The 17,654-nt window shown below is 41.7% G+C and carries 19 protein-coding genes; all 19 read right to left on the bottom strand.

Features of this window, described 5'->3' with window-relative positions; all coding sequences use genetic code 11:
• Positions 1-66 precede the first annotated feature (66 nt).
• The 19 genes from dprA to acpP all read right to left on the bottom strand — a co-directional run bounded on the left by dprA (position 67) and on the right by acpP (position 17,636).
• Positions 67-969, bottom strand: a complete 903-nt coding sequence (gene dprA, locus H7F25_RS06645; RefSeq protein ID WP_103132421.1) for a DNA-processing protein DprA — start codon at positions 967-969, stop codon at positions 67-69.
• A 63-nt stretch (positions 970-1,032) separates the two neighbouring features.
• On the bottom strand, positions 1,033-1,935 hold the full coding sequence (gene sucD, locus H7F25_RS06640) for a succinate--CoA ligase subunit alpha (RefSeq protein ID WP_007499624.1): 903 nt from the start codon (positions 1,933-1,935) through the stop codon (positions 1,033-1,035).
• Between the two features lie 22 nt (positions 1,936-1,957).
• Entirely contained in the window at positions 1,958-3,118 is a 1,161-nt protein-coding gene (sucC, locus tag H7F25_RS06635; protein WP_024426972.1) for an ADP-forming succinate--CoA ligase subunit beta, read from the bottom strand.
• Positions 3,119-3,294: 176 nt separating this feature from the next.
• A complete protein-coding gene (locus H7F25_RS06630; RefSeq protein WP_149126667.1) occupies positions 3,295-3,570 on the bottom strand; it encodes a FlhB-like flagellar biosynthesis protein in 276 nt (91 codons plus the stop codon).
• Entirely contained in the window at positions 3,567-5,306 is a 1,740-nt protein-coding gene (locus H7F25_RS06625; protein WP_185854402.1) for a glycosyltransferase, read from the bottom strand. The genes H7F25_RS06630 and H7F25_RS06625 overlap by 4 nt, the downstream gene beginning before the upstream one ends.
• 26 nt (positions 5,307-5,332) lie before the next feature.
• Positions 5,333-6,097: a ribonuclease HII gene (locus H7F25_RS06620; protein WP_024426970.1), complete on the bottom strand. Its 765-nt coding sequence runs from the start codon at positions 6,095-6,097 to the stop codon at positions 5,333-5,335.
• Between the two features lie 76 nt (positions 6,098-6,173).
• A complete protein-coding gene (gene ylqF, locus H7F25_RS06615) occupies positions 6,174-7,022 on the bottom strand; it encodes a ribosome biogenesis GTPase YlqF (protein ID WP_024424188.1) in 849 nt (282 codons plus the stop codon).
• A gap of 89 nt (positions 7,023-7,111) precedes the next feature.
• On the bottom strand, positions 7,112-7,459 hold the full coding sequence (gene rplS, locus H7F25_RS06610) for a 50S ribosomal protein L19 (protein WP_008354510.1): 348 nt from the start codon (positions 7,457-7,459) through the stop codon (positions 7,112-7,114).
• Positions 7,460-7,596: 137 nt separating this feature from the next.
• The gene (gene trmD / locus H7F25_RS06605) at positions 7,597-8,331 is read right to left on the bottom strand and encodes a tRNA (guanosine(37)-N1)-methyltransferase TrmD (RefSeq protein ID WP_024424189.1); all 735 of its coding nucleotides are present in this window, start codon (positions 8,329-8,331) and stop codon (positions 7,597-7,599) included.
• On the bottom strand, positions 8,328-8,852 hold the full coding sequence (rimM, locus tag H7F25_RS06600; RefSeq protein WP_133743825.1) for a ribosome maturation factor RimM: 525 nt from the start codon (positions 8,850-8,852) through the stop codon (positions 8,328-8,330). The genes trmD and rimM overlap by 4 nt, the downstream gene beginning before the upstream one ends.
• A gap of 8 nt (positions 8,853-8,860) precedes the next feature.
• Positions 8,861-9,247, bottom strand: coding sequence for a YlqD family protein (locus H7F25_RS06595; protein WP_024424191.1), 387 nt, complete (start codon positions 9,245-9,247; stop codon positions 8,861-8,863).
• A gap of 103 nt (positions 9,248-9,350) precedes the next feature.
• On the bottom strand, positions 9,351-9,596 hold the full coding sequence (locus H7F25_RS06590) for a KH domain-containing protein (protein WP_024424192.1): 246 nt from the start codon (positions 9,594-9,596) through the stop codon (positions 9,351-9,353).
• On the bottom strand, positions 9,596-9,868 hold the full coding sequence (rpsP, locus tag H7F25_RS06585; protein WP_008344841.1) for a 30S ribosomal protein S16: 273 nt from the start codon (positions 9,866-9,868) through the stop codon (positions 9,596-9,598). The genes H7F25_RS06590 and rpsP overlap by 1 nt, the downstream gene beginning before the upstream one ends.
• Before the next feature lie 105 nt (positions 9,869-9,973).
• On the bottom strand, positions 9,974-11,314 hold the full coding sequence (ffh, locus tag H7F25_RS06580) for a signal recognition particle protein (protein WP_024424193.1): 1,341 nt from the start codon (positions 11,312-11,314) through the stop codon (positions 9,974-9,976).
• Positions 11,315-11,327: 13 nt separating this feature from the next.
• Positions 11,328-11,660, bottom strand: coding sequence for a putative DNA-binding protein (locus tag H7F25_RS06575; protein ID WP_012009935.1), 333 nt, complete (start codon positions 11,658-11,660; stop codon positions 11,328-11,330).
• 143 nt (positions 11,661-11,803) lie between these two features.
• Positions 11,804-12,790: a signal recognition particle-docking protein FtsY gene (ftsY, locus tag H7F25_RS06570; RefSeq protein ID WP_185854401.1), complete on the bottom strand. Its 987-nt coding sequence runs from the start codon at positions 12,788-12,790 to the stop codon at positions 11,804-11,806.
• A 21-nt stretch (positions 12,791-12,811) separates the two neighbouring features.
• Positions 12,812-16,372 carry a chromosome segregation protein SMC gene (gene smc, locus H7F25_RS06565; RefSeq protein WP_056766419.1) on the bottom strand — a complete coding sequence of 1,187 codons (3,561 nt, stop codon included), beginning with the start codon at positions 16,370-16,372 and terminating at the stop codon, positions 12,812-12,814.
• 105 nt (positions 16,373-16,477) lie between these two features.
• Positions 16,478-17,221, bottom strand: a complete 744-nt coding sequence (rnc, locus tag H7F25_RS06560) for a ribonuclease III (protein ID WP_056766417.1) — start codon at positions 17,219-17,221, stop codon at positions 16,478-16,480.
• A gap of 181 nt (positions 17,222-17,402) precedes the next feature.
• Positions 17,403-17,636, bottom strand: a complete 234-nt coding sequence (acpP, locus tag H7F25_RS06555) for an acyl carrier protein (RefSeq protein WP_003212028.1) — start codon at positions 17,634-17,636, stop codon at positions 17,403-17,405.
• Positions 17,637-17,654 lie beyond the last annotated feature (18 nt).

Genomic DNA, 17,654 nt, shown 5'->3' with positions numbered 1-17,654 from the left:
AACAAAGTGTAAACTTAAATCCTCACTATTATTAAATATTCCGATGTCTTTTGTCAAACGATATTTTTATGAGAGTTCAGTATATTGAACGCTGCGGAAGGAGAATTCCTCTAAAATATCCTTTGTGGAATGAACAAGCTTTGCCCCCTGCTGAATGAGTCTTGCCGGACCTGTGGAATTAGGATCAAAGATGGATCCCGCAACCGCAAATACTTCTTTGCCTTGCTCAAGCGCTTGATAGGCTGTAATAAGAGAACCGCTCTTTTCTTTGCACTGAATCACGATGGTTCCTTTCGTCAATGCACTAATTAAACGATTTCTCATTGGAAAATGCCACTTTTCTGGTTTGACATAAGGCGGATGCTCTGACAAAAGCAAATGATGCTCGCCCATGTATTGAGCCATTTGCACATGCTCTTTTGGGTATACATGCTGAAAACCGCCTGCTATAATGCCGATCGTTTTTCCTTTTTTCCTGATGCACTCTTTATGTGCAAGTCCATCGATTCCTTTAGCTAAACCACTGACAATCATCCAATCTTCCTTGACAAGCTCACCAACAATTTTCTTCACACATGCTTCTCCATAAGATGAGGGAATTCTTGTGCCGACTACACCTAAACTTTTTTCTTCATTTAAATATGATACGTTTCCTTTTAGGAATAACACAGGGGGAGGATCATAAATATTTTTTAGTGTGCTGGGATATAAGGGTGATGTAATGGGAATCATGTGAATGTTTTGCGTTAAATAGGCTTGAACGATATGTTGAAAAATGGGGAATTCATTTTCTTCAGCTTGTTTTAAGCGGGTAAAGTCGATCGTTTGTAATGCTCGATCCTGTTTAAAATGATGTGTTTCTTCATTTATATATAGCTCAGGATCGACTTTCCACCATTTTGTTAATAATGAGGGTGAGATGAGGCCTTTTAAGCGGTGAAAAATCATTCTTTCGGACACGTTGTACATACCATTCCTCCAGTTTAAGATAGAAAGAAGAAGACTTGTCAAAGAACAAGTCTTCTTGTGTCATTAATGCGTTTTACAAGCTTCGAAGAGATTCTTCTCTTTTAATACTTTAATCAACGTTTCTCCCATGACAGATGGTGTTTCTGCCACTTCAATTCCACATTCACGCATTGTTTTTACTTTTTCATCAGCTGTTCCTTTACCACCAGAAATAATAGCACCAGCATGTCCCATACGTTTTCCTGGAGGCGCCGTTTTACCGCCAATAAAGCCAACGACTGGTTTAGTCATATTTGCTTTTACCCATTCAGCTGCTTCTTCTTCAGCTGTACCGCCGATTTCACCGATCATTATTACAGCATGTGTTTCAGGGTCTTCATTGAATGCTTTTAACACATCAATAAAGTTTGTCCCATTTACCGGGTCCCCCCCGATTCCTACAGCTGTCGATTGACCAACGCCAGCTTCTGAAAGCTGATGTACCGCTTCATATGTAAGCGTTCCAGAACGAGAAACAACACCCACATGACCTTTTTTATGAATGTAGCCAGGCATGATACCAATTTTACATTCTTCAGGTGTGATGACACCTGGGCAGTTTGGTCCAACTAGTCTTGTCTTTTTCCCTTCCATATACCGCTTCACTTTGACCATGTCAAGCACTGGAATATGTTCTGTGATACAAATGACGAGATCGACTTCTGCGTCAACAGCCTCTAAAATGGCATCTGCCGCAAATGGTGCTGGTACATAGATAACAGAAGCGTTCGCTCCAGTTGTCTGAACTGCTTCAGATACAGTATTAAATACAGGAACTCCTTCTACTTCAGTTCCACCTTTTCCAGGTGTGACACCGCCAACGATATTAGTTCCGTACTCAATCATTTGTTTTGTATGGAACAATGCGGTTGAACCGGTAATCCCCTGAACAATTACTCTCGTATTTTTATTAATAAATACACTCATTTAGGTTCCCTGCCTTTCTGCTCTACTTGACTAAAGATACAATCTTTTCTGCCCCGTCAGCCATAGACTCAGCAGAAGTGATATTTAAGCCTGAATCACTCAGGATTTTCTTCCCTAATTCAACGTTTGTTCCTTCAAGACGTACAACAAGTGGTAATGTTAAGCCGACTTGTTTCGTCGCTTCAACAACACCTTCTGCAATCACATCACATTTCATGATGCCGCCAAAAATGTTCACGAAAATCCCTTTGACATTTTGATCAGATAAAATGATTTTAAATGCTTCCGTTACTTTTTCAGCTGTTGCACCGCCGCCCACATCTAGGAAGTTTGCAGGGTCCCCGCCGTAATGCTTGATGATATCCATTGTAGACATCGCAAGACCTGCTCCATTGACCATACAGCCAATATTTCCATCTAGAGAAATGTAGCTTAAGTCATATTTAGATGCTTCAATTTCTTTTGGATCCTCTTCATCAAGGTCACGGTATTCTAATATATCTTTTTGTCTATATAAGGCATTACTATCAAAGTTTAATTTTGCATCAAGTGCCATGACTTTTCCATCGCCTGTTACAACAAGTGGATTAATCTCAGCAATTGAACAATCTTTTTCAATAAACGCATTGTAAAGGCTTGTCATAAACTTAACAGCTTGGCCAACTAATTTTGTTGGAATATTAATTTTAAATGCCACTTCTCTCGCCTGATAGCCTTGCAGACCAATCGCTGGATCGATGACCACTTTGACGATTTTTTCTGGCGTTTTTTCTGCTACTTCTTCAATTTCAGTACCGCCTTCTTCAGATGCCATCAATACAATTCTTGATGTCGCTCTGTCCAAAACTAGTCCAACATAGTATTCCTTTTGAATATCGCAGCCTTCTTCAATAAGTAAGCGTTTTATCTCGCGCCCTTCAGGCCCTGTTTGATGTGTGACAAGTGTCTTGCCGAGCAATTCCTCTGCAAACCCTTTCACTTCATCTTTCGTTTTTGCAATTTTTACCCCGCCTGCTTTACCACGGCCGCCTGCATGAATCTGTGCTTTTACGACATATACAGAGCTCCCTAGCTCTTCTGATGCTTTCACTGCTTCATCAGGTGTAAATGCTACTTTACCATTTGGAACTGAAACCCCATATTTTCTTAGGATTTCTTTTCCTTGGTACTCATGGATATTCATTTCCCATCCTCCCAACATATGTAGAAACAAAAATTATAAAATAGACTGCGCTTTCATTTTAAAGAATAAAAAAGAGAATGTCTAGGGTTCTATGTAAAATCGTAAAATCCTTCTAAACATTCAAACTTTTATTTTATTAAAAATATAAATTTTTCAGCCAAATCACTTATTTTACCTTATTTTTTCATTTTTTGATCTAACCTGTAGATAAACGAAAAAATTTCTGCTACAGTATCGTATAACGCTTCTGGGATCTCCTCATCTAATGTTAAGTGGCGCATGAGTTCGACTAAATTACGGTCTTCCTGGATTGGTACTCCCGACTTTTTTGCTTCTTCAATAATATGATCTGCCACATAGCCGTTGCCTGTTGCAACGACTTTTGGCGCCTTTTGTTTTTCTTCATCGTAATGCAGAGCGACCGCTCTTCTAAGCGGTTTTGAATCCTTCATACTCGTAAGTCCAGCCCTTTCTCGCTGATTTTATGAAAGTGTTCATCTAGAAATTGAGACGGATCTACTGGCTCTTGTCTCTTTTTTGCTGTAATTCCCGTTAAACTGTATCCTAGCGCATTTAAATTCTCTCGAACAGCCGGAATCATTGGATTAATGGTGCCTTGCAGTTCATGGGCTGTCTCGACTGTAATGGACATGACCTTTTGCTGAATCGTACAGTCTATCAAGGTTTCTTCAAGGTTTTCCATGTTTAAATAAAACATGAGGCGGCACTGAGAAATATCAATAGAGCCATCCTTTTTCTTATGTCCTTTTAGAATAAAGGTTAAATCTTGAACACTATGTTTTGAGAAAAGCGGATAGGAAATTATCATTTGACTGACGGTTTGGTTCTCCTGCTGCACAAATAACTGTCCATTCAATCTATGAAACAATTGATCCACTTCTTTTTTAACGGGCTCTGGTAAATCCGCCTGCCTCACATCATTTAAGGTGAGCTTTAATTGGTGCAGCTCCTGACTTTTGACATCCTGGCTGCCTTTTTCAAGCAGTTTCAGCATACCAATTTCATCACGTACACCTATTGCCTTTTTCATCGTCATAAGTAAATCGAGCACATCGGTTTTATTACTTAATGTTGGTTCTGTCTGCTGCACTACCTGGGCCAAAGCTTTTGCCTCTGCTTTTGACAGGAAGGGAAACTCTTTTTGAAGCACAGCTGCTTTTGCGTCAGGCTGAGATCCTGCCTGCTGGAGCCCGTGCAGCAATGCTGTGAGCTGTTTTAAGTTAGGTTCTTGCTGCCCGTCTGCACCTTGTTTCATCAAACTTGCCAGTATCCGCTCAATTTGCTGAGGCGGGATTTGCAGCTCTTCTTTTGGACTTGTTGACTGCTGCACGTTTGTCTGAGGAACTTGGGACGGCTGACGCTCTTGAACGATTGCGGCATGGCTATTTTCTTTTTGCTGAGAAGGATTGAGCTGAGTCGTTACTGGTGAATTGCCACCTTGCTTCGCCTCGCCTTCTCTCGCTGCTAGAAGGACCGATAAGAGCTTTTCTGAATGGACGGCTGTCTCTGCATCTACAACTGACCGAACGGCTTGTATAAGGGTCTGTGTGGCATCTGTGTGCTTCGGAAGCTGTGTTAATTGATTTAATAGCGCTGTTATATCCTGATGAAGGGCAGAGGGTGATTTTACGGCTAAAATAGATTGAAGCACCCCTTGCTGGATCGGTAAATCTTTCTTTAAAGCAAAAAGAAGTGACTGGAGCCCTTTCTTCACATCAGCTCCTTGAAGCTGTTCGATCCACTTCACTGCCGTTTTTAACTCTCCTTCGTTGATGACGGACTTTTCCTTTAAAAAAGCTGTAGCTGTCAGCATGTTTTCAAGCCCATTTTTCAGTGAGAGACCTTCTAATAGTTTGGCTGCTGCATCCTTTAATGTCTTAGGATCTTGATCAAATTGCTGAACGGGTCTTAGTTTATTGAGGCTGCCTCCACCCTCTTGTTCAAATTGGAACCAATAAAATGCGTCTGCTTTAAGCTGAGCCGCCAGCTGTGCTTTTATTTTCGTTGAACCTATTTGAACAAGGGCTGTATCATCTCCAAGCATTTTTAGTACTTTACCGAGAATCAGCCGATGAACATTATCCTTCCCTTCGGTGTTTAATGGAACCGATTCGGCCGTATTCAGCCGGCTATTCAGTGCTGTATGTATGTCCTCAACTCTTGTCATCACAGGCAGCCTCCTTAGATTAAAATTTATGATATAACAGATTTCACTGGCGCAAACGATAACCGGTGGATGGGGGTAGCACCATGTGTTTGAATCGCAGCCAGGTGCTCTTTCGTTCCGTACCCTTTATGTTTTTCAAATTGATACTCAGGATACTTACGCCCGTACTCTTCCATCATCTGATCCCTTGTCACCTTCGCAATACATGCACCTGCTGCAATGGATGCACTTTTTGCATCTCCTTTGATGATCTTCTCTTGGTGAGTAGAAAGCGGGAGTGTCATGGCATCTATGAGTAGATAATCAGGTGTATGAGTTAACTGCTCTACAGCTCTTACCATCGCCAGTCTTGATGCTTCATAAATATTGATTTCATCAATCGTAGCCGCATCAACAATGCCGATTCCGATATCAAGTGCTTCTTTTTGAATTAAATCATAATAAGCCAATCTTTTTTTCTCAGATAATTGCTTTGAGTCGTTTAAACCGAGCAGGACGGTATTTTCCTTTAATATAACGGCTGCTGCCACAACTGGGCCGGCAAGCGGTCCTCTTCCTGCTTCATCTATTCCAGCAATACATGTGTATCCCTGCGCCTTTGCTTTGTTTTCAAATTGTAGCATGTCATCCCATGCCGCGCGAAGTGCTTGCTGCTTTTCTCTCTCTTTGTGCCACTTTTCTATCAGTTTTTGGACACTTTTTCTCGTATCATCTTTCACAAGCTCGCGAATGTAGGACTCGTCTCCTGCATGCTTTTCTATAAGTTCTTTTATTTGTTTCACCGTGTACATAGGCTTTTTCGCAGCCTCCTTCTTTATATCGGCAGTTTTTCGCAAAAAATAAAGACCCGCATGAGCTGCGTGTCTTTTAGCTTTCAGGCTTCTCAAAAGTGAGGGGACCAAATTTTTCTGTTCGAATATCCCGAATAATGATTTCGGTGGTTTTGTCATAGTTTATGAATCCCCCGCTCATTAGACAGCCGCGCTTAGTGCCAATTGCATCAAACAGCTCAACCGTATCTTCAGGTATCTCCGCTAGGTCATAGCGTTTTTTTAATCGCTCTGGGTAGTTCTCTTCTAGAAAACGAAGGGCATACACAGCGACATCCTGTAAATTGATGATCGAATCTTTGATCGCTCCAGTCACCGCAAGTCTGAGTCCTACTTGCTCATCTTCAAACTTCGGCCAGAGGATTCCAGGGGTATCGAGCAGTTCTAGTTCTTTCCCTACCTTTACCCATTGCTGTGATGTCGTAATCCCAGGCCGGTCTCCTGTTTTGGCAATGTTCTTTTTTGCTAAACGATTGATTAAGGTCGATTTGCCGACGTTGGGAATCCCGATAATCAGTGCTCGAATGGCACGTGGTTTGACGCCTTTTGCTTTCATGCGGTCGAATTTTTCTTTTAAAATTTCTTTTGAAGTCGTGATGATCTGATTTAACCCTTGTCCATCGACAGAGTTAATGGCAAGTGACCGAACTCCTTGCTGCTCAAAATGCGCCTGCCACTCCTTTGTCATACGAGGATCTGCTTTATCTGCTTTGTTTAAGAGCATGATTTTGGGTTTGTTTTGAAGGATTTCTTCGATCATTGGGTTTCTAGAGGACATCGGAATTCTTGCATCGGTTAATTCAAATACGATGTCGATGAGCTTTAATTTTTCTGTGACTTCACGTCTTGCTTTTGCCATATGGCCTGGAAACCATTGAATCGTCATATGTGCACCTTCTTTCTTGTACCATTATCTTTATACATTGTACAAAAAAAGAGCCTGTTACAGGTAACAAGCTCTTTCCTTTGATATCATTATCGTCTGATTTCTTTGATACGAGCCGCTTTACCGCGAAGTTCACGTAGGTAGTAAAGTTTCGCACGACGTACCTTACCGTGACGTACAACTTCGATCTTAGCGATTTTTGGTGTGTGTACAGGGAATGTACGCTCAACGCCTACACCGTAAGAGATCTTACGAACTGTGAAAGTTTCGCTGATTCCACCACCACGACGCTTAATTACAACACCTTCAAAGATCTGGATACGCTCACGAGTACCCTCGACAACTTTAACGTGTACACGTAAAGTGTCACCAGGACGGAACGCAGGAAGATCAGTGCGTAATTGTTCTTTTGTGATTTCTTCAATCAAATGTTGCATCGTTTTCAACTCCTTCCAACAGATGCTCATGTCCTCTTTCTTCATTGCAGCGGAACATCGTTTTCAAACTTGGATCAGCAAGCCGTCCAAGTCACAAGTAGTATCATACCATACCTCTATGCCGTGTGCAATACAATCTAGTCATTATGAAGCTGCCAAAGCCATCTTTTTTCTTCATCCGTTAATGTTTTGCAAGAATCGATCAAATCTGGTCTTCTTGTATAGGTTCGCTTCAAGGATTCTTTGCGCCGCCACTCTTCAATTTTGGCATGATTTCCAGAGAGAAGCACGTCCGGCACTTTTAGCCCTTTATAATCAGCTGGCCTTGTATAGTGCGGGTGCTCAAGCAGACCTGTACTGAATGAATCTTCGATGTGAGACGCTTCTTTTCCAAGCACATGAGGCAAAAGCCTGACCACACTGTCTGCAATCATCATCGCTGGCAGCTCTCCGCCTGTGAGGACGAAATCTCCGATTGAGATCTCATCTGTGACAAGATGCTCCCTGATGCGCTCATCGTAGCCTTCATAGTGGCCGCAAATGAACATAAGATGCTCTTCTTTTGCAAGTTCTTCTGCTTTCTTTTGTGTATACCTTTCCCCTTGAGGACAGACAAGAATGATTCGTGGTTTCGTGCTTGCTTTTTTCGTTAAATCTTCTACCGCATCAAATACGGGCTGCGCTTTCAGTACCATACCAGCACCGCCGCCATACGGATAGTCATCCACTGTTTTATGCTTATGATCCGAATACTCTCTAAAATTGACGACTTGAAATGAGACAGCTTCTTTCTCCTGTGCTTTTTTTAAGATCGATGAGTGAAGCACACCTTCGAACATTTCAGGAAAAAGGGTTAAGAAATCGATTTTCATTCGTCAATAAGTCCTTCCATCACTTCAATGTGAACAGTTTTGGATGAGATATCGATCTTTTTGACGACAGATGGTATATATGGAATGAGGGCATCTTTTTTGCCTTTTCTTCCAACCACCCACACATCATTTGCCCCTGGCGTAAGGATTTCTTTGATTTGGCCGATCAGCTTGTCCTCTTCATCGTATACTTCACAGCCAATGATTTGGTGGAAATAAAATTCTCCTTCATCTAATGACCCAAGATGTTCTTTTTCTACCTTTAAGATTGATTCTTTCAAATGCTCTGCTTCATTTAATGAGCTGATTTCTTCAAATGTGAGCAAATCAAACTGTTTGTGCTGGCGATGTGATGCGACAGTCACTTTCAGCGGCTCGCTTTGACCTTGCTTAAAAATATAGAGGACGCTTCCCTTTTTGTAGCGTTCTTCTGGAAAATCCGTCTTTGATACGACGCGTACTTCTCCGCGCACTCCGTGTGTATTGACGATCTTTCCAACATTCAACCATTCTAGCTCCATGTTCTCAATCACCCCTGACGTATTTCCACAATGGTGCCGTCTTTCACGACGATGACATTATCTTGCATCTTGTCATCCCATTTATCACCTATTTTTACTTCAACCAATGCATCCACTTCTGTTTCTTTCATTTCACTTCCAAGCGGCAAAATATGCAGCTGCTCTACTTGAAAATCAATTTGCCGGATCTTCTCTTGCCTTTTATCGATCGCTTTTTGAAATTGAGGGATGGCTTCTTGCTGATGTGGTTCTTTTTCATGTTTTTTTAGTTGAAAATATAGTTGATTGCATTCACGTTCTAGTCTTTCTTTTTTCTCCAAAAAAGTCGTTAACAGTTTGTCCTTACTGCTTTCAGTTAATACTTGCATCACGGTGACATGTTGAATGATCTGCATCTTCCTTTTTGTCCCCCTATCCGAAGGCATTTGTCCTCTACAGTATAACGAAAAATAGATTTAAACGTGTAAAAAAAGGGGAGGTCCTAAGCCCTCTCCCTTTTTAGTCAGCAATCTCAAGTTGAACTTTCTTAGAAGACTCTGCACTTGCTGCAAAAATGACTGTTCGTATCGCTTTTGCTGTACGTCCCTGCTTTCCGATCACTTTTCCGGTATCTTCAGCATTGACAGACAGTGTGTAAATCACCTGCTCATCTTTTTCTAATGAAGATACGTGAATATCTTCAGGGAAATCAACAAGTGGCTCGACGATGGACACAATCAATTCTTCCAAGGACAGCTCATTCATTATTTGCTGTTTTTCGCATTATGAAATTTTTCAAGAATTCCTTGGCTTGAGAAAAGGTTGCGAACTGTATCAGATGGTTTCGCACCATTTTGAAGCCATTTAAGCGCTAATTCTTCGTTGATTTTCACCTCAGCTGGTGATACCACTGGGTTGTAAGTTCCAACTGTTTCGATGAAACGACCGTCACGTGGTGAACGAGAATCTGCTACAACAATACGATAGAAAGGAGATTTTTTTGCTCCCATACGTTTTAAACGAATTTTTACTGCCATTTTACTAGCACCTCCGAAAATATTTCAACAAGATAGTATATTAACAATGATAAAAGGGTTTGTAAAGTGTTTTTTCTTAACAACGGTTTTATCATGTATAACCAATTACATAAATGGTAATTTAAAGCCCTTTTTCTTTCCTTTGGACATGTTGGTCATTTGCTTCATCATCTTTTTCATTTCATCAAATTGCTTTAAAAGGCGATTGACTTCCTGTACAGATGTTCCGCTTCCTTTTGCAATCCGTTTTCTGCGGCTTGCATTGATGACCTCTGGCTGTTCTTTTTCCTTGGTCGTCATTGATTTAATGATCGCTTCGATATGATTGAGCTGCTTTTCGTCTACTTGGACGTTTTTGAGCCCTTTCATTTTACCGGCTCCCGGCATCATTTGGATCAGTTCATCAAGTGGACCCATATTCCGAACTTGGCCAAGCTGCTCGAGGAAATCATCGAGCGTGAAGCTCATTGTCCGCATTTTTTGCTCAAGCTCTTTCGCTTTATCTTGGTCGACGTTTGCCTGTGCTTTTTCAATCAGCGTGAGCACATCTCCCATGCCAAGAATTCTTGATGCCATCCGCTCCGGATGGAATGGTTCAATCGCATCAAGCTTTTCTCCTAGCGCAGCGAATTTAATCGGCGTGTTGGTGACAGCTCGAATAGAAAGTGCTGCACCGCCTCTTGTATCACCGTCTAGTTTTGTTAGAACGACACCCGTTAAACCAAGCTGTTCATTAAAGCTTTTCGCGACATTGACAGCATCTTGACCTGTCATAGAGTCAACAACTAGGAAAATTTCTTCTGGATTCGCTACTTCTTTTACTTTCTGAAGTTCATCCATTAATTCTTCATCGATATGAAGACGTCCTGCTGTATCTAAAATGACATAATCATGGTGTTCTTCTTTCGCTTTTTCAATTGCCTGTTTGGCAATTTCGACAGGGCTGACTTGATCACCTAATGAAAACACCGGCATATCAAGCTGTTTCCCGAGCGTTTGAAGCTGCTGGATTGCTGCTGGTCGGTAAATATCAGCAGCTACCATCATCGGCTTGCGATTATGTTTTTTGCGAAGTAAATTGGCAAGCTTCCCAGTTGTGGTTGTTTTACCTGCCCCTTGAAGACCAACCATCATAATGACTGTCGGAGATTTTTTCGCTACAGCGATCTTACTCTCTTCTCCGCCCATTAATTCAGTGAGTTCTTCTTTTACAACTTTAATGACCTGCTGTCCAGGGGTAAGGCTTTTCATGACCTCTTGTCCAACTGCCCGCTCACTTACTTTTTTCACAAAGTCTTTGACTACTTTAAAATTGACGTCAGCTTCAAGAAGGGCAAGGCGTACCTCGCGCATCATTTCTTTTACATCTTGCTCTGACACTTTTCCTTTGCCGCGGATTTTTGAAATCGTCTGCTGCAGTCGGTCGGCTAATCCTTCAAATGCCATACTGTGCCGCCTCCTAATCTAATTTCTCAAGCGATTCAATTAAAGCTTCTGCTTCTTCCGTTTGCGCAGAATCAGCTACAAGCTCTCTCATTTTTTTGAGAAGTTCTTTACGCTCTTTAAATTTCTTAAACAAGAGCAGCTTTTCTTCATATTGTTCAAGCATCGCTTCAGTCCGTTTAATATTATCATAAACAGCCTGCCTTGATACTTCATATTCATCCGCAATTTCACCGAGGGAAAAATCGTCTAGGTAGTAAAGCGACATGTAGCTCTTTTGCTTTGCGGTCAACAACGATTGATAGAAGTCAAACAAGTAGTTCATTCTCGTTGTTTTTTCAAGCGTCATGGGCTCTCTCCCCTTTGTTAAGTTCATTCCCTTTACATCAACTAAGTTTACACGGTTCTCTTCTGTGTGTCAAGTTTTTATCTTGTCACTTCATGAAGCGGCGTATAAATAAAAATGCCAGCAATTTCGCCGGCATTTTTTTGTTAGTCTTGTTGATCAATTATGTCTGAGAATAATCCATACACATACGATTCTGCATCAAACTCTTGCAGATCGTCCACCTTTTCACCTAAACCAACAAGCTTCACGGGAATGTTCAGCTCATTTCGAATCGCTAGAACGATCCCGCCTTTTGCAGTACCGTCAAGCTTTGTTAAAGCAATTCCTGTGACATTTGTCGCTTTAGAAAATTCCTTGGCTTGTGCCATGGCGTTTTGACCCGTTGTCGCATCAAGAGCAAGCAATACTTCATGAGGTGCATCTGGAACCTCGCGCTCAATGACTCTCTTGACCTTCTCCAGCTCTTTCATCAAGTTGACTTTGTTTTGAAGTCTTCCTGCTGTATCGCAGATGAGGACATCCGCATTTTTCGCTTTTGCTGATTGAACGGCATCATAGATCACCGCTGCTGGATCAGAGCCTGCTGTTTGTTTGACGACAGGAACACCTGAACGCTCCCCCCACACTTCAAGCTGCTCGATCGCACCGGCACGGAACGTATCACCTGCTGCTAAAATGACGGATTTCCCTTCATTTTTCAGCTTGTTTGCAAGCTTGCCGATCGTCGTTGTTTTCCCAACACCGTTGACGCCTACAAATAAAATGATATTCAAACGCCCGTCTTCAATGTTCAGTACAGAGATTTGTTCCTCTCCGCTATTGTAGATATCAACCAGTTTTTCAGAAATGACCGCTTGTACTTCGCTTGGGTCTTGAATGTTTCTTAATTTCACTTCTTTTTTCAGCTCATCAATCAGTTCCATCACAGTTGTGAAACCGACATCAGCTCCGATCAGAACCTCTTCCAGCTCTTCAAAAAAGTCTTCGTCGACTTTGCGGTAGCGGGAAATCAGTTCATTTACTTTTCCTTGGAAGGAGTTTCTCGTTTTTTCGAGTCCATCTTTAAACTTTTCTGATACTGAATCGGTTTGCTGCGTAAATTTTTCTTTTAATTTCTTAAAAAAGCTCATTGGTTCAAAAACCTCCTTTAATTACTGGACAAGCTCTTTCGTTTCTTCTAGTTTGACAGATACAAGCTTTGAAACACCTGATTCCTGCATGGTCACGCCGTAGAGCACATCGGCTTCTTCCATTGTTCCCTTGCGGTGCGTAATGACAATGAACTGTGTTTCCTGGCTGTATTTCTTTAAATATTGCGCAAAACGGAAAACATTTGCCTCATCAAGTGCCGCTTCTACCTCATCTAACACGCAGAATGGAACAGGTCTCACTTTTAAAATAGAGAATAGTAAAGCGATCGCTGTTAAGGCTCTCTCTCCGCCTGAAAGAAGGCTTAAGTTTTGCAGTTTTTTCCCTGGCGGCTGCGCGACAATATCAACGCCAGAGTTGAGTAAATCATTTGGATCTGTCAGCTTAAGATCTGCTCTTCCACCGCCAAATAATGCTTGGAAAACAGATTCAAAGTGACCGCGGATTTGAGAGAATGTCTCAGAGAAACGCTTTGTCATCTCTTGATCCATTTCTTCGATGACTTGGAATAATGTATTTTTCGCTTCTGTCAGATCATTTCGCTGTTCTGTTAAGAAGAGATAGCGTTCATTCACACGTTCATACTCGTCAATGCTGCCTAAGTTTACTGTTCCAAGCTCTTCAATGGCTAGTTTGATCAGCTTCACTCGTTTTCTTGCTTCATCTGGCGATAACGTCAACTGATACATCTCTTTTGCTCCTTCAAATGAAAGAGCATATTCATCGTTCAAATAAGCGATCAGGTTATCGAGCTCGACTTCCATACGGCCAAGCTTAATCTCTTCATCTTTTAAGCTTGTGGTGAGCTGCTTATACAAACGTTTTTGTTCTTTAAGCTCACGTTCAGCAAATTCTAATGTTTCAGAAAGAGCGAGACGCTGCTTACGACGCTCTGAAATGAGGGCGGTTGTTTTGTTTTTGTTTTCCAGCTTCTCTTTCGCCGCTTCTTCCAGCTGTTCGGCTCCGCTTGAACTAGATGACATTTCACTTGTTAAGAGTGACAGATCTTCTTTTGTTTCCATCAGCGTCTGTTCAGCTTCTTCTAATTCAGCCATTAAGCTCGAAAGCTTTTCTTGTTCATTCGCTAAGGACTGCTCTTTTTTGGCAAGCGAGATTTTCAGCTCTGTTAATTCAGCTGAAATGGTTTCCTTCGTTGAGCTTTGCGTCTGCTTACGCTTTGTTAATGTATTGATCTCTTGATCAAGAGCCGTCAGTTTCTCACCTATAGAGGCTTCAAGAGCGACCTGCTTTTTGTCCTTATCCGCGAGTTCAGTAGAACGCTGCTGTAATTCTTCTTTTTCTTGATCATAGAGTTCAAGATGAGCATTGATATTTTTTTCTGCCACTTGCAGTTCGTATAGCTTTCCTTTGAGATCTTGCTGCTTTTCACGAAGCGTTTCGCCGCGCTGACGCAGTTCGTTTAATTGGCTTTCGTTTACTCCGATTAGTTGCTTCGTTTCTTTTGTTTCTTTTTCAAGGATCGTTGTTTTCTCTTCCATTTCAACGAGCTGCTTTGTTAACGTTTCGATCTCCCGGTTTCTTGAAAGAAGAGAGTTGTTCTTTTTCTTTACGCCGCCACCAGTCATTGAACCGCCGGGGTTTACGACATCTCCATCAAGGGTCACGATGCGATAACGATGTCTAAGCATTTTCGCCAGTTCATTGGCACCTTTTAAGTCTCTAACGATCAGCACAGTTCCAAGCAAGTTCTGAATCACCTTTTGATACTTTTCGTCAAAGGAAACGAGGTGACTCGCTACACCGATAAATGCAGCATGCTGCTCTGCTGTTTGAACATCTCTGAGCTGAATGGTTCTTTCTTTGATCACGTTCATTGGCAGGAAGGTTGCACGTCCAAAGGAGTGCTGCTTTAAGTATCCAATCGCTTGTCTCGCAGCTGCTTCATTTTCTGTAACGACGTGCTGCGTGGCTGCACCCAGCGCAATTTCAATCGCTGTCTCATACTGCTGATCCGTTTGAATCAGCTCTGCAATGGCACCATGAATACCGCCTAACCGTTCTTTTGCCTTTAAGACCTCTTTCACTCCTTGGAAAAAGCCTGAGAAGTCTTCCTGCATGGATTCAAGCATTTCTTTTTTGGATTTTGCCTGCTGTACGTATTGATAGGCTTGGTAAAGAGCCGTTTCTTTTTTCTCGTATTGACGTCTCATTTGCTCAAGCTTTTGTTCTGCTTCTCTAAAGCGTTTAACTTGAGCCAGAATGTCTTCTTCCAGTGCTGAAAGCTGCTGCTCAGCTTCTGTTTTCTTTTCTTTGACAGACACTCGTTCTTCGATATGTTTTTGGTTATTTTGCGTCAGCCGCTCTAGCTGCATCGCTGCCTGGCGCTGCTGTTCTTCTAGTAATTTACGTTCATTTCGGATGGAAGCCTGTTCATTGAGCAGATCAAAATAATCGCTTTTCAGCTGTTCAATTTGACCTTCCACATCTTCACTATGAAGCGACAGTTGATGCTGCTTTGTTTTCACTTCATCTTTTAGCTGGCGCACTTCTTTTTGCAGGCTGTCCCGCGTGATTTTCTGCTGCTCAATCTTTTCTGTTAACAGCGACTGTTTTTCAGTTAAACGAACGAGCGTTTCTTCAAGCTGTCCTTGGTTTGCGGCCGCATTTTTTTTCCGTTCTTTTAGCACTTCTTTTTTACCTTCAAGCTTTTCTAATTCTTCACTTGTGAAAAGAAGAACTTCTTGCAGGTCATTAATTGATTCGTCAAGCGCTTGAATGCGGTCTCTCGACTCTTCAATTTTGGCTTCTTTTGCTTGGATATCTGTAGACTGCTTCATTTCATCTTGTTTGAAGCGCTCGACTGCTTCACCAAGTGTTGTCCATTTTTCATGAAGTGCTTCGATGTCATGGACAGTTAGGGCAATTTCGACATTTTCAAGCTCTTCTTTTTTTTGCAAATAGTCCTTTGCAATGGATGCTTGCATTCTTAATGGTTCTACTTGATCTTCTAGTTCATGCAGAATATCTTCTACTCGGTTTAAGTTGTCCTGCGTTTCAAACAGTTTATTCTCGGCTTTTTTCTTTCTTGTTTTATATTTTAAAACGCCAGCCGCTTCTTCAAAAATACTTCTTCTCTCTTCTGCCTTGCTTGATAGAATTTCCTCTACCTTTCCTTGGCTGATGATTGAAAAAGCTTCCTTTCCAAGACCTGAATCCATGAAAAGATCAATAATATCCTTTAAGCGGACAGATTGATTGTTTATGAGAAATTCACTTTCTCCTGAGCGATAGACCCTTCTTGTCACACTGACTTCGTGAAAATCAATCGGTAAAAAGTGATCTTCGTTATCTAACGTTAAAGTCACCTCTGCTAGATTGACTCTTTTTCTTGAGTCACTTCCTGCAAAAATGATATCTTCCATTTTTCCTCCGCGGAGGCTTTTCGCTGATTGTTCTCCAAGTACCCAGCGGATGGCATCGGTAATATTACTTTTGCCGCTTCCGTTTGGTCCAACAACAGCTGTGACCCCTTTAACAAAGTCCACGGTCACTCGCTGTGCAAATGATTTGAATCCTATCACGTCTAAACGTTTGAGGAACATGAGAGTGATCCTCCTTATGTATTTAAAGTACTATCATCTTACCATATGAAGTGAAAAAAGATGATGGAAAACAGAGTGAAATCCCCCTGAATAACGAGGGGGATTTTATTGGTTCATATGATGTTTCTGCAATTTAGCAAGTGCTTCCTGTGCAGCGTGCTGTTCTGCTTCTTTTTTAGAGCGTCCATTTCCGATTCCGAGCACTTCACCTCGAAGGGATACATTTGCTTCAAATTCCCGGTTATGTGCAGGGCCTTTTTCATGCAGGATACGGTATTCAAGCACACCTTTTCCATCGCGCTGTACAAATTCTTGCAGCTGGCTTTTAAAGTCCATGACGTGCGAGAACGCTCCATCATTAATTTTCGGATAAACGTACGATTCTAGGAACCGTTCAACCGGCTCAAGCCCTTGATCTAAATAAAGTGCACCGATAAACGCCTCGAATACGTCCGCTAAGAGTGCTGGGCGTTTTCTGCCGCCTGTCATTTCTTCGCCTTTTCCTAAAAGAACAAGGTCTCCGAAGGACAGCTCGTGTGCCAGTGATACAAGTGACGGTTCACATACGATCGCCGCTCTTAGTTTCGTTAAATCTCCCTCGCTCATCGCTGGATATTTTGCAAATAAGAATTGAGAGATGGTCAATTCTAAAACAGCATCTCCTAAAAATTCAAGTCTTTCATTATCCTCGTATGGCTTTTTCCGGTGTTCATTCACATAAGAGGAATGGGTAAAGGCTTGATATAGAAGCTTCTCATTTTTGAAGTGTACAGAAATGCGCTGCTGGAATTCTCTAAATTGCTCTAGTTTTTTGCTCTGTTTCTGTTTGTCTTTATATTGTTTTGGCATAGCAACCTCCAGGTAGGCGTAATCGCCTTTAAGGATACTGATTATATGGAGTCTCTCTTTCTACATGCAGGGAAACATTGCTCCCAGCATCTGAAAAAGGCTGACAATTGATCAGCTGAATGTGTTGAAACTAACATAAATTTTCAAAGTCCCGTCGAAAGTAGACGGGACTTTGTTACGCTTATTGCTGGCTATTTATGTAGTTCACAGCGTCACCGACTGTTGCAATTTTTTCAGCATCTTCGTCAGAAATTTCCATATCGAACTCATCTTCAAGTTCCATAACTAGCTCAACTACATCAAGGGAATCAGCGCCTAAATCTTCTTTAAATGAAGCTTCCATTTTCACGTCAGCCTCATCAACGCCAAGGCGGTCTACAATAATTTTTGATACACGCTCTAATACGTCTGCCATTGCCTTTCACCTCCCCTC

This window comes from Bacillus sp. PAMC28571 (genome assembly GCF_014250435.1).
Taxonomy (GTDB): domain Bacteria; phylum Bacillota; class Bacilli; order Bacillales; family Bacillaceae; genus Bacillus; species Bacillus safensis.
The sequence above is the reverse complement of the archived record's forward strand: the minus strand, read 5'-3'. Positions and strand labels throughout refer to the sequence as shown.

Bases quoted from the DNA above. Each gene is read 5' to 3' on its own strand.
- sucC (WP_024426972.1), bottom strand. From the start codon at position 3,118: ATGAATATCCATGAGTACCAAGGAAAAGAAATCCTAAGAAAATATGGG.
- rimM (WP_133743825.1), bottom strand. From the start codon at position 8,852: ATGGAGCTAGAATGGTTGAATGTTGGAAAGATCGTCAATACACACGGA.
- H7F25_RS06620 (WP_024426970.1), bottom strand. From the start codon at position 6,097: ATGTACACGGTGAAACAAATAAAAGAACTTATAGAAAAGCATGCAGGA.
- ftsY (WP_185854401.1), bottom strand. From the start codon at position 12,790: ATGAGCTTTTTTAAGAAATTAAAAGAAAAATTTACGCAGCAAACCGAT.
- acpP (WP_003212028.1), bottom strand. From the start codon at position 17,636: ATGGCAGACGTATTAGAGCGTGTATCAAAAATTATTGTAGACCGCCTT.
- ylqF (WP_024424188.1), bottom strand. From the start codon at position 7,022: ATGACGATTCAATGGTTTCCAGGCCATATGGCAAAAGCAAGACGTGAA.
- rpsP (WP_008344841.1), bottom strand. From the start codon at position 9,868: ATGGCAGTAAAAATTCGTTTAAAACGTATGGGAGCAAAAAAATCTCCT.
- rplS (WP_008354510.1), bottom strand. From the start codon at position 7,459: ATGCAACATTTGATTGAAGAAATCACAAAAGAACAATTACGCACTGAT.
- H7F25_RS06575 (WP_012009935.1), bottom strand. From the start codon at position 11,660: ATGACGCTTGAAAAAACAACGAGAATGAACTACTTGTTTGACTTCTAT.
- rnc (WP_056766417.1), bottom strand. From the start codon at position 17,221: ATGCCAAAACAATATAAAGACAAACAGAAACAGAGCAAAAAACTAGAG.
- sucD (WP_007499624.1), bottom strand. From the start codon at position 1,935: ATGAGTGTATTTATTAATAAAAATACGAGAGTAATTGTTCAGGGGATT.
- H7F25_RS06625 (WP_185854402.1), bottom strand. From the start codon at position 5,306: ATGACAAGAGTTGAGGACATACATACAGCACTGAATAGCCGGCTGAAT.
- H7F25_RS06590 (WP_024424192.1), bottom strand. From the start codon at position 9,596: ATGAATGAGCTGTCCTTGGAAGAATTGATTGTGTCCATCGTCGAGCCA.
- smc (WP_056766419.1), bottom strand. From the start codon at position 16,372: ATGTTCCTCAAACGTTTAGACGTGATAGGATTCAAATCATTTGCACAG.
- dprA (WP_103132421.1), bottom strand. From the start codon at position 969: ATGTACAACGTGTCCGAAAGAATGATTTTTCACCGCTTAAAAGGCCTC.
- ffh (WP_024424193.1), bottom strand. From the start codon at position 11,314: ATGGCATTTGAAGGATTAGCCGACCGACTGCAGCAGACGATTTCAAAA.
- H7F25_RS06595 (WP_024424191.1), bottom strand. From the start codon at position 9,247: ATGCAGATCATTCAACATGTCACCGTGATGCAAGTATTAACTGAAAGC.
- H7F25_RS06630 (WP_149126667.1), bottom strand. From the start codon at position 3,570: ATGAAGGATTCAAAACCGCTTAGAAGAGCGGTCGCTCTGCATTACGAT.
- trmD (WP_024424189.1), bottom strand. From the start codon at position 8,331: ATGAAAATCGATTTCTTAACCCTTTTTCCTGAAATGTTCGAAGGTGTG.